At 61.0% G+C, this 11,459-nt stretch carries 10 protein-coding genes; 3 read left to right on the top strand and 7 right to left on the bottom strand.

The features are described 5' to 3' along the window. Nucleotides 1–91 precede the first annotated feature (91 nt). On the top strand, nucleotides 92–1,990 hold the full coding sequence (gene pknB / locus RQ865_RS04625; RefSeq protein ID WP_399521803.1) for a Stk1 family PASTA domain-containing Ser/Thr kinase: 1,899 nt from the start codon (nucleotides 92–94) through the stop codon (nucleotides 1,988–1,990). A gap of 114 nt (nucleotides 1,991–2,104) precedes the next feature. Here pknB and RQ865_RS04630 read toward each other — a convergent pair whose 3' ends face one another. Both RQ865_RS04630 and RQ865_RS04635 read right to left on the bottom strand, forming a co-directional pair. Continuing rightward, nucleotides 2,105–3,475, bottom strand: coding sequence for a class II 3-deoxy-7-phosphoheptulonate synthase (locus tag RQ865_RS04630; protein ID WP_311477951.1), 1,371 nt, complete (start codon nucleotides 3,473–3,475; stop codon nucleotides 2,105–2,107). A 94-nt stretch (nucleotides 3,476–3,569) separates the two neighbouring features. Beyond that, a complete protein-coding gene (locus RQ865_RS04635) occupies nucleotides 3,570–4,280 on the bottom strand; it encodes a lysophospholipid acyltransferase family protein (protein ID WP_311477952.1) in 711 nt (236 codons plus the stop codon). Nucleotides 4,281–4,559: 279 nt separating this feature from the next. On the opposite strand from RQ865_RS04635, the gene RQ865_RS04640 reads away from it, so the two are divergent. Further along, nucleotides 4,560–6,425 (top strand): long-chain fatty acid--CoA ligase, encoded by a 1,866-nt coding sequence (locus RQ865_RS04640; RefSeq protein ID WP_311477953.1) that lies wholly within the window; start codon nucleotides 4,560–4,562, stop codon nucleotides 6,423–6,425. 39 nt (nucleotides 6,426–6,464) lie between these two features. Here the strand turns inward: RQ865_RS04640 and def are convergent, their stop codons facing one another. The 5 genes from def to RQ865_RS04665 all read right to left on the bottom strand — a co-directional run bounded on the left by def (nucleotide 6,465) and on the right by RQ865_RS04665 (nucleotide 10,440). Further along, on the bottom strand, nucleotides 6,465–6,956 hold the full coding sequence (gene def / locus RQ865_RS04645; protein WP_311477954.1) for a peptide deformylase: 492 nt from the start codon (nucleotides 6,954–6,956) through the stop codon (nucleotides 6,465–6,467). Between the two features lie 46 nt (nucleotides 6,957–7,002). Continuing rightward, on the bottom strand, nucleotides 7,003–8,427 hold the full coding sequence (locus RQ865_RS04650) for a mycothione reductase (RefSeq protein WP_311477955.1): 1,425 nt from the start codon (nucleotides 8,425–8,427) through the stop codon (nucleotides 7,003–7,005). 8 nt (nucleotides 8,428–8,435) lie between these two features. Further along, the gene (locus RQ865_RS04655; protein ID WP_311477956.1) at nucleotides 8,436–8,984 is read right to left on the bottom strand and encodes a MerR family transcriptional regulator; all 549 of its coding nucleotides are present in this window, start codon (nucleotides 8,982–8,984) and stop codon (nucleotides 8,436–8,438) included. A gap of 242 nt (nucleotides 8,985–9,226) precedes the next feature. After that, nucleotides 9,227–9,931, bottom strand: a complete 705-nt coding sequence (locus RQ865_RS04660) for a MerR family transcriptional regulator (protein ID WP_311477957.1) — start codon at nucleotides 9,929–9,931, stop codon at nucleotides 9,227–9,229. Next, complete coding sequence (locus RQ865_RS04665; protein ID WP_399521802.1) at nucleotides 9,928–10,440, bottom strand: FHA domain-containing protein; 513 nt, start codon at nucleotides 10,438–10,440, stop codon at nucleotides 9,928–9,930. Before RQ865_RS04665 ends, RQ865_RS04660 begins: the two co-directional genes overlap by 4 nt. Before the next feature lie 177 nt (nucleotides 10,441–10,617). Between RQ865_RS04665 and RQ865_RS04670 the strand changes: the two genes are divergently transcribed. Beyond that, the gene (locus tag RQ865_RS04670) at nucleotides 10,618–11,457 is read left to right on the top strand and encodes a DUF3097 family protein (protein ID WP_311477958.1); all 840 of its coding nucleotides are present in this window, start codon (nucleotides 10,618–10,620) and stop codon (nucleotides 11,455–11,457) included. Nucleotides 11,458–11,459 lie beyond the last annotated feature (2 nt).

The raw sequence follows: 11,459 nt of genomic DNA on the forward strand, positions 1-11,459 counted from the left end.
GCCGAACGTGACAGCAGCGAACCCAGACACGATCATCGGTCGTCTCATCGACGACCGCTATCGCGTGCGCTCGCTTATCGCCCGCGGCGGAATGGCCACGGTGTACGTTGCCACCGACCTGCGGCTCGATCGGCGCGTGGCAATCAAAATCATGCACGACCACTTGGCCGCGGACGAGGCTTTCCGTGATCGTTTCATCCGCGAAGCGCGAGCGGCCGCGCGCCTGGCGCATCCCAATCTGGTGAATGTCTTCGACCAGGGCGAGGATGGTGACCTCGCCTACATGGTGATGGAGTACGTGCCCGGCATCACCCTTCGTGACCTGCTGCACGACCACCACCGCCTCACCGTCGAGCAGACCATCGACATTATGGATGCACTGTTGGCGGGGCTGCAGGTGGCGCACCGTCAGGGCATCGTGCACCGCGATATCAAACCCGAGAATGTGTTGCTCGCCGATGATGGACGCATCAAGCTCTCCGACTTTGGGCTCGCGCGCGCCGCCACCTCGAACACCGCCACCGGTTCGGTGCTGCTCGGCACGATTGCCTATCTGGCCCCCGAATTGGTTACCAAGGGTTCGGCAGACGTGCGCAGCGATATTTATTCGGCCGGCATCATGTTGTACGAGATGTTGGTGGGTGAACAGCCCTATCGCGGCGATGAACCGGTCAACATCGCATTTCGACACGCCAACGACGATGTGCCCCCGCCCAGCGAGAGGCAGCCCGGTGTCCCCCAGATGCTTGATGATCTAGTGCTATGGGCCACCGAACGCAATCCCGAAGACCGGCCCGCTGATGCCGAGGCAATGCTCGCGGCGCTGCGTCAAGCCGAACGCGATATCGCAGCCGGTGGCGGCGCTCCGGTGCCGCCAAGCTCACCCACTCTGCCCTCCGAGACCGGTGAGGCCGCTCGGATGCTCGCCACCGCTGACGATCACGGACAGCCGTGGCACGTGGCGAGCCAACCCACTGGTGCGATTGGCGCGAGCCCGATGGGTGCGGTTGCTGAACCTCTGGTCCACACCCCCACGGGGCTTCCTGCCACGGCGGCAAGGCTCGAGCGCATCAACCGACAAAAACGCCGCTCGGGTCAGGTCACTGCGGCGGTTGTGGTGCTGCTGATGACGTTCGCCGGTGTTATCGGCTGGTGGCAGGGGTACGGGCCCGGTTCGTATCTGGTCACTCCCGATTTGGCCGGACTGTCTGAAGCGGATGCGCGTCAACAGATCAACAGTTCTGGTTTCGTGCTCGGTGAGGTGCAGCACGAAAACTCGCTCGAGACCCCCGCCGGTCAGGTGATTCGCTCCGATCCCGAAGACGGCTTGAGCATTGCCCCCAAGTCGCCCATTTCGATCGTGATTTCTGATGGGCCAAGCATCCTGACAGTGCCAGCGCTTGCTGGGCTCAGCCATGACGAGGCGGTTACCGCCATTGAAAAAGCCGGGTTTGTCTATGTTGCAGCAGACGAACGGCGTGAGTTTTCAACCAGTGTGCCAGTCGATCACGTCATCGCGGGCACCACTGACGAGGGCGAGCCACTCCCCCAAGAGCTGCCCGAGCAGTCGTCGATTCGGCTGGTGATTTCAGACGGTAAAGTGCCCGATGTTGAAGGGCAGGGCGAGGCTGATGCGATCGCCACACTCGATGCGGTTGGGCTGAAGGGCGACGTTGTTGACCGACAGTTCTCGTCGGATGTTCCAGAGGGCGTTGTGATATCCCAGGCGACCACCAGTGACCCGGTTGTTGCTGGTGACACGATCGAACTGGTGGTTTCAAAAGGCCCCGACCTCGTGGAGGTGCCCAATGTCGGGGGCCAGAAGCTCAAGAACGCGGTGAAGAAGCTCGAAGACGCCGGTTTCAAGGTGTCGCATCGCGTACCCGATCTGTTTATTGATAGCGCCAAGGTGGTCTCAACCAACCCACCCGCGGGCAAGAAGGTCGAACGCGGCAGCACGATCGAGCTGACCACCGAAGTTAAGCTCTAGCTGCCACGGCGTGCTGTAGTTACCTGCTCGACGGCACAGCTACGGCTGTGCCGGGTGCTTCGAATCGAGTTCGATGCCCCGGCCACAGCACGCGATGGTGCCGATTCGCTCGTGCTATGCGCCGCGGTTTTGCAGCAGTTCGGCAACCAGGAAGGCCAGTTCCAGCGACTGGCGGTGGTTGAGCCGTGGGTCGCACAGACTCTCATAGTGTGTCTCGAGTGTGGCCTCGTCGATCTGGTCGGTGCCGCCGAGGCATTCGGTGACGTCATCACCGGTGAGTTCGATGTGAATACCGCCTGGATGCGTACCAGCTTCGGCGTGGGCGTCAAAAAACCCGCACACCTCCTCCATCACATCATCGAAGCGACGGGTCTTGAAACCGCGTTCGGTAGTGAAACCGTTACCGTGCATCGGGTCGGTGATCCACAGCGGTGTCGATCCCTCAGCCTTAACTGCGCCCAGCAACGCCGGCAGTGCTTCACGAATCTTTGTCGCTCCCATGCGGGTGATGAAGGTGAGCCGGCCGGGTTCGCGCTCCGGGTCGAGTTTGTCGAGCAGCCGCAGCACGGTGTCGGGGTCGGTGGTGGGGCCTAGCTTCACCCCAATTGGGTTGCGAACGCGCGAGAAGAAGTCGACGTGTGCTTCGTCAAGGCCACGTGTGCGCTCACCGATCCAGATGAAGTGGGCCGAGGTGTCGTAGGGAGTTCCGGTACGCGAGTCGACCCTGGTGAGTGCGCGCTCGTAGTCGAGTAGCAGCCCTTCGTGGCCGATGTAGAACTCCACTTCACGCAGCGCGTCAAAATCAGCCCCGGTCGCAGCCATGAACTGCAGCGCCCGGTCGATCTCGCGGGCCATCACCTCGTAGCGTGAGTTCTTGGGGTTCAAACGGAAGTCGTGGTTCCACGAGTGCACTGCACGCAGGTCGGCAAAACCCCCGGTGGTGAAGGCACGCACGAGGTTCAGCGTCGAAGCCGAGATGTGGTAGCCCTCCAGCATGCGCTGCGGATTAGGGATGCGTGCCTGTTCGGTGAACGCGAAATCATTGACGATGTCACCGCGGTAGGCGGGTAGGGTTATCCCCTCGCGGGTTTCGACATCCTTCGAGCGCGGCTTGGCGAACTGTCCGGCCATCCGGCCAAGTTTCACTACGGGCATCGCGGCACCGTAGGTGAGCACCAGCGCCATCTGCAGCACCGTCGAAACCCGGGCACGAATTTTGTCGGCGGTTGCTGCCGCAAATGTTTCTGCACAGTCGCCGCCCTGCAGCACAAACGCTTCGCCGTGTGAGGCAGCGGCCAGCCGGGTGCGTAGCCGGTCGACTTCACCGGCAAACACGAGCGGCGGACGGGTGGCGATATCGGCGAGCACGCGTTCGGCCTGTTCTAGGTCGGGCCAGTTGGGCTGCTGTCGGATCGGAAGTTCGCGCCAGTCATCAAGGCCGTGGTCGCCAGGTTGCGGCTGCGTCAATTCTGTGTCGTTCATCATCCTGTTTACATTCATATTGGAGTCAAGTTGGTGCTGCCAGATTCCGTCCAGAAGTGCAGCCTATCGGTGTCAGATTGCGTGCCGATGCCGCCGGTTACGATTCGACGGCCGCCGCGCGCTGCGCGTCGAGCTTCTTGCGTAGCGTGGATGCATACACGTCGGCGTACTCTTGGTCGCTCAACTTGGCAATCTCGCTCATGATTTCGTCGGTGATAGCGCGAAGCACAAACCGGTCGGCTGGCATCGTGCGATATCGACTGAAATCGAGCGGTTTCCCAAAGATGATGCCGGTGCGACCGCGGATGGGACGTTTGGCGCCGATGGGCATGATTTTGTCGGTGCCCACCATCACTACCGGGATCACCGGTACCGATTCGTCTGCCGCGAGCAACATCCGCGCAATCCCCGTGCGGCCACGATAGAGCCGGCCGTCGGGGCTGCGAGTGCCTTCCGGGTAAATACCGAGCCATCGACCCGAGTTCAGCACTTCGACACCGGTGTCGAGCGAGTTCTGCGAAGCCTGTCCGCCCGAACGGTCAATCGGAAGCTGCCCGACCGATTTCATGAACCACTTCGTCATACGGCCCTTCACGCCCTTGCCGCGGAAATACTCGGCTTTGGCGAGAAAGTACACCTGGCGTTTCACAACAAGGGGCATCAAGATCGAGTCGATGACCGAAAGGTGGTTCGAGGCAAAGACCACGGGGCCCTTCTTCGGAATATTTTCGAGACCAACGATGTCCTGCGGAAACAGTCGCTTCACGGTTGGGCCGACGAAGACATGCTTGAGCAGCGAATACATCATTGGCAAACACTCCATGTGGTATTGAGGGCGTCAGTCATCATACCCGGCCACGCCACCCCTGGCGGCAAGCGCGCGCAGCCGGCGGTAAGTCAGCCACGGTACCGCTCATGAGAATCGGTAGGTGAGGTAGCGTTGTGCACAGCATCGGATGCAAATCACGAGCATCCCATTCGAAGCCGCTATTGTGTGTTTTATCCCCGGCAACGAGGCCGCGGTAGCTGCGCGATCCGCGTAAATCGTGCCTCGCTGCCTTCACACACTCGAGAAAGGCCGCCACTGATGACCGACAACGCCGTCGTTCAGCATCAGCGCGAATTTCATACTCCGGCACTTGTCCCGCACGATCCCGCCAGCAGCACCTATTCACTGCTACTTGAACGGGTTGCGTTGACGCCCGAGACACCACTTTTCTCGGTGCCAGAGGGCGAGGGATGGCGGGATATTTCCGCTCGGCAGTTTCTCGATGAGGTGCACGAGATTGCGCGGGGGCTGATTGGTTCGGGGATACGTCCCGGCGAACGCATCGCATTTATCGGTACGACGAGCTACCAATGGTCGCTTATCGACTATGCGCTGTGGGCGGCTGGCGCAGTTATGGTGCCAATCTATGAGACCGACTCTCCCGAACGAATCAATTGGATCATCGATCATTCCGAAGCGATCGCGGTGATCGCGCAGCTGCCCGAGCATGCCGAGAAAATCACGGCACACGAGGCACCACTCCCCGAACGCGTTCGCAAGCTGTGGCAGCTACATAACGGTGGGATGCACGAACTTCGGCAGGCCGGCGAGGGTGTCACCGACGAGCAGGTGCGCTCGGCCGGGCTGAGCCGAACGGCCGCCGACGAAGCAACCCTCATCTACACCTCTGGTTCCACCGGCAAGCCCAAAGCCGTCATTCTCACGCACTCCAATTTCGTCGATCTCTCTAAGAACTCTGCTGAGGCGCTCTCGGTGATGATCGACAAGCCCGGCGCCTCAACACTGCTGTTCATTACGCTCGCACATGTGTTTGCCCGCTTCATTTCGGTGATGTGTGTGAGCAACGGCGTCAAAGTGGGGCACCAGTCTGACACCAAACGATTGGTTCCAGCGCTCGCATCTTTCCGCCCCACTTTCCTGCTGGCGGTACCTCGCGTATTCGAGAAGGTCTACAACTCTGCGGCTCAGAAAGCGGCCGCCGGTGGTAAGCGCGGTATCTTCAAGCGCGCGGTGCGGGTCGGCGTTGCCTATTCGAAGGCGCTCGACACCGGCCGGGTACCGTTCGGGTTGCGGCTGCAGTATCGGCTGTTCGATAAGCTCGTTTTTTCAAAGCTGCGCGACACGCTCGGCGGCCGAGTGGAGCATGCGGTGTCGGGGTCGGCACCACTCGGGCTTTTCCTCGGCCACTTCTATCGCGCGCTCGGAGTGCAGGTGCTCGAAGGTTACGGGCTCACCGAAACCACGGCGCCAATATCGGTTAATCTGCCCGATAGCTTCAAGATTGGTACAGTGGGGCCGCCCCTGCCCGGCTGTGCGGTGCGCATCGATGCTGATGGTGAGATCCTCACCCGGGGTATCAATGTGTTTCGCGAGTACTGGCGCAATCCCGAAGCCAATGCGACCGCGTTCACCGAGGACGGCTGGTTCTGCACCGGCGATATTGGTCAGTTGGATGCCGATGGCTATCTGAGCGTCACCGGCCGCAAGAAAGACCTCATCATCACCGCCGGTGGTAAGAACGTGGCGCCAGCGGTGCTTGAAGACCCCATTCGAGCCGATGTGCTCGTGGGCGAATGCGTGGTGGTGGGCGATGCGCAGCCCTTCGTTTCAGCGATCATCACGCTCGATCACGAGATGCTCTCGTCTTGGCTCGAGGTCAACGGGCTCGAGACAGAAATGTCACTCGCCGAAGCATCCCGTCACCCTCGTGTGCGTGAGCACGTGCAGGAGGTGATCGATCGGGCGAACCGTCAGGTGTCACGCGCCGAATCGATTCGCAAGTTCGAGATTCTCGACCACGTGTTTTCGATTGATGAGGGCACGATGACCGCGAAACTTTCGATTCGTCGGCACGTGGTGCTCGAGCAGTACGCAGATGTGATTGACCGCATCTACGAGGGCGTTGAACGCGCGCAAGAGCCACACAGCGCGTCCAAGCACTAGGAGGGGATCCGGCCCGGTCGGCGTCTTGGTTCTCGGTTATTAGAACCAGTCTGCGGCGCGGATCTGCCGCAGCGCCTCACGGCGGTGCTCTTTGGTGAGGGTGTCGACGTACACAGTGCCGTCGAGGTGGTCACACTCGTGCTGCAGCATCTGCGCCATGAGTCCCTCCCCCTCGAGCACCACCTCGTTACCGTCGAGGTCGATGCCCCGCACCTTCGCGTACGGGTAGCGACGGGTCGGGAACCACAGCCCGGGTACCGAAAGGCAGCCCTCATCGATCTCGTTGGGTTCACCCTTGAGCTCGATGATTTCGGGGTTGATGACGTAACCGATTTTGCCGTCGATATGCCAGCTGAACGCACGCAGACCAACACCAATCTGGGGTGCGGCCACGCCCGCACGACCATCCATATTGGTGGTGTCGAGCAGGTCTTGGATGAGCGCGCGAACCTGATCGGTGATCTCACCAATCGGGTCGGCAGGTGTGCGCAGTACCGGATCGCCGTAGTGGCGAATTTGCCGAACGGTCACGGCTTCCTTTCGCTAGTGATTTGTGCTGTCGGTCGCGGCACGCGACTCAGTCGGCACCCAGTTCTTCTTCGGCACGCAGCAGCGCGTTTTCAATAACTTCGGTAGCGGCCGGATGCGGCCAGTACTGTTGTCGCGCTAGGCCCCGCACGCTGCGCCCCGCGCTTGCAGCCTGAATCAGAGGCTGCAGCAAGATCGCCGCATCGGGGCCGATAATCTGCGCACCGAGCAGTTTTCCGCTGCCACGATCTACAACAAGCTTGCAGAAACTCGTTTCGTCATCGAGGGCCCACCCCCAGGCGGTGGCACAGTAGTCGTGACGCACGGCGAACGCATCGGCGCCGCGATCAAGCGCCTGCGCGAGCGATTCACCGAACGAGGCCACTTCCGGATGCGAAAACACCGCGGTCGGCACCGGGCCGAGTGTGTTGCGGCGCAGCGGTGCACCGGTGAGTTCGGCCTCGACATTGTGCGCGACCACGCGCGCCTCTTCGTTGGCAACGTGCTTGAGCTGGTGTGACGAACTGATGTCGCCAAGCGCCCACACGCCCGGTACCGGTTCACCCTGGCGAAGCACTCGCTGGTATTCGTCCACTGCGATGCGGCCGTCGCGGTGCAGGTCAAACCCTGCCGCGGCGGCGTCAAGACGGTCGCTATTGGGGATGCGTCCGGCAGCCACCAGCACCAGGTCGGTGCGCAGCTGCGAGCCGTCTGACAGCGTCAGTGTCATACCCTCGGTGGTTTCGTCGGCGTCGGTCACTTCGATGCCTGTGCGCAGATCCCAGTCGGCCACTGCCGTGAATGTGGTGGCCACATCACTGTCTACAGATTTCAATGGCAGTGAGCGCACCAGCTGCACCGTGTTGACGCCAAAACCGTGGAAGATGCTCGCAAACTCACAGCCGATTGCACCGCCACCGATCACTGTGATGTGCTGCGGCAGCTGTTCAAGACGCAGCGCCTCGGCGTTGCTGATCACCCGCCGCGACCACGGCAGCGCATCGAGTGCGGCGCTGCGCGATCCGGCCGCGATGATGATGCGCTCGCCGCGAAGTCGGCGACCCGAAGCGGTTTCAAGTTCACGCTCGGCTACAAACCTCACCTGTTCTCGAACAAGCTGAATATTTGGTTCGCCACTGCGTCGGTATTCTTCGCCCGAACTCGAGATCGCATCGATACGGGTGAAGATGCGGTCGCGCACCGCTCCCCAGTGGGCTCGCACACTCTCTGCAGTGACGCCGAGGTGCTGTGAGGTTCGCGCTTCCTGAGCAATTTCTGCGGGGCGCACGAACATCTTCGTGGGGATGCAGCCCACGTTCAGGCAGGTGCCACCGAAGTGATCGCCGTCATCGATGATGGCGATTTTTAGGTCGGCAAATTGCGGACCGGGGATAGTGTTTCCCGACCCGGCACCGATGATGATGAGGTCAAAGTCGTTTTCGCCAGCTGTTGTGCTGGTAACCGGGGCTGACACCAATGCGGTTAGCTCGCGCGGTGCTTGCGACGACGCGCGGCAAGTTCGTCGTGCGGGTGTGCCTCGTCACTGTCGACATCAACGAGGTTGTCTTCGACCTCACGTACGACCTGGCCGAGGAAGATGCCAAATACGCCCTGTCCGCGCCGAACCAGGTCGATGATCTCGTCTTCTTTGGTGCACAGGTACACGCTCGCGCCGTCCGATAGCAGGGTGATCTGGGCGAGGTCGTTGATGCCTGCCTCATGCAATTGCTCAACAGCAACTCGGATCTGCTGCAGTGAGATACCCGTTTCGAGCAGACGCTTCACGAGGCGAAGCACGAGGATGTCTCGGAAGGAGTACAGGCGCTGCGAGCCCGACCCCGCTGCGGTCTGAATTGAGGGTTCAACCAGTTCGGTGCGAGCCCAGTAGTCAAGCTGACGATAGGTGATACCTGCCACTCGCGCGGCAACAGCGCCGCGATAGCCGGCATTGGGGTCGAGATCCGGAAGGCCATCGGTGAACAGCAGTTCGGCGCGCGACTCCGTCTGCGGAGCGTGCTCACGTGCGCTCATGTTGCCACCTTTCTACGCGACATGTGGTGTGGGTGAGTAATGACTGCGCCCAATCGGCGCATTCGAGTGCGACTCGCCCGGTTCTCAGTGTAGGTGACGGCACCGCCAACTTCGAGGAGCAAAATCACATCGATGTGATGGTTTCAGTAATCTGTCGAGTTCAGTGGCGACGCGCCGAAAGCTTCAACCAATGCTTGAGACCGTAACCTGATTGTTACCAATTGCGAGTCGGCGACGGCCGACTACTTACCTGAGCCAGCGACGCCCTGTTGGATGAGCCCACGCCGCACGCACGCCAGCTGCTCGGCAACCTCCGCTGCCACAGCTTCAGCACGCTTCCGTGAACTGGCGTCATTGCGACGCCCCAATGACGAAACCACCTGTTCGATCAGCCCGAGCTCGTGGTGCACCGAGGTGCGGAACGCCCGTAGATGACGCGGTTCAATCCCCCGCCGCTCAAGCGTCACCAGCGTCGCTAGCAGCTGCACGTGCGACTGCGTGTAGTGCTGCTGCCGTGGCAGCAGCTGTGCCTGCAGCGCCTGGTCGAGCAGCTCGCGGCTGGCACCAGCCTGGCGCTGTAGTTGCTGCCGTGAGACCAACTCACCATCGAACAGAATGCTCCGCGACTGCGAAGTTGACTCGGCTCCGGGAAGCTTGGGCTGCTCGCCACGGTCGACAGCTTCGAGATACTCGCCGATAACGCGCAGCGGCAGATAGTGATCGCGCTGCAGCTGCAAAATGGTGCGCACCCGATCTACATCGCGCTCGGTGAACTTGCGGTAACCAGCCGGTGTGCGGTCGGGATGCAGCAGCCCCTGTTCTTCAAGGAAACGAAGTTTCGATGGTGTGAGATCGGGGAACTCCGCCCCCAATCGAAGCTGCACCTGGCCAATTGACAGCGAAGCAGCCGGACGCGTCCGACGGGCGGCGGCGCCGTTAGCACTCATAGCTCAGGCGCTGTCGGGGTGTTCACGTCGAGCGGCGAGGCGTAGAAAGTGAGTCGATACTTCCCAATCTGCACTTCGCTGCCATTCGAGAGCTCAACCTGGTTAATGCGCTCACCGTTGTAGTAGGTACCGTTCAGCGACCCGAGGTCTCGCAACTGGAAGGTCTTTCCCTGACGGGTGAACTCGGCATGACGACGCGATACGGTCACATCGTCGAGGAAGATTTCAGCGTTCGGGTGGCGTCCGGCGATCTGCAAATCGGTGTCGAGCAGATAGCGAGCCCCGACGTTGTTCCCACGTCGAACAATCAGCAGCGCCGACCCCGAGGGCAGTGCGCTGATCGAATCCATCTCTTCTTTTGAGACACCGCCGGCAATGAGTGCCGCGAGTTGCGCACTGAAATCGCCGGTAAATGACATAGTTGACGAATGATCCGCCGCTGCAGACGTCTGCGCGCTATCCAGGCCGGCTGAAGCCAGCCCCTCATCGCGACCATCCATGGTTGTCATTCGCTCCTCCTGCTGCAAGTGAGCGTCCAGTTTATCGCACCCCGCGCATCCAAAAACTGACGATCTACCCCGAATCGAGTGCGTCTTCGACCAAATCGAGCGAGTAGCAGAGTATCCTCGTCGATGCAATTCGAGAAAGTTAAGACAAAGTTAATTGACATGCCTACGCTGACGACCATGTTCGATGATCGGTACGATGACGACCCGGTCGCACAGATGCGCCTGGCACGTCGTCCACGTGAGCCGCGAAAACTGCGGGCTCGACGTGGTCTCTGGTTGGAAGACAGCGTCACCGGGTTCTATGGCGAGCTCGTACGCGCTGACCACTACCAGGTGGAGCTTCGCGATGCCGACGGCGCTACCCGCCGGTTCGTGCGCGACACAATCTTTCTTGATGACAATGACAACGCCGTGCGGCTTGACTTCACTCGCCCACAGCCGACCGCTCCCGTCCGTAGTGCATCGGGCTCGCTCTATGTCAGCAATACCCCGGCGCGAGTGGCACGGGCCGCACGCATCTTCGTTGAGGGACGTCACGATGCCGAACTCATCGAGAAGGTGTGGGGGCACGACCTGCGCATTGAGGGTGTAGCGGTGATCTACCTCGAGGGCGCCGATCACCTCGAAGACGTGTTGCGCGAGTTCAATCCGGCTCGGCATCGCCGCGCCGGTGTGCTGCTCGATCACCTGGTGCCCGGTTCGAAAGAGTCGCACATCGCCTCGCACATCACGCAGCAGTTTGGGGCAAATACGGTGCGAGTTGTCGGGCACCCCTATGTGGATGTGTGGCAGGCGCTGCGACCCGAACGTCTCGGCCTCAACGAATGGCCGTCGATCCCCCACGGGCAGTCGTGGAAACACGGTATCTGTGCGGAATTGGGCTGGCCACACGAAGACCAGGCAGATATTGCGCGGGCGTGGCAGCACATCCTTGGCCAGGTGCGCAATTGGCACGATCTCGAACCCGCCGTCATTGGCCGCGTTGAAGAACTCATTGACTTTGTAACCGAGGAATAGTC

This window comes from uncultured Gulosibacter sp. (genome assembly GCF_963509965.1).
Lineage (GTDB): Bacteria > Actinomycetota > Actinomycetes > Actinomycetales > Microbacteriaceae > Gulosibacter.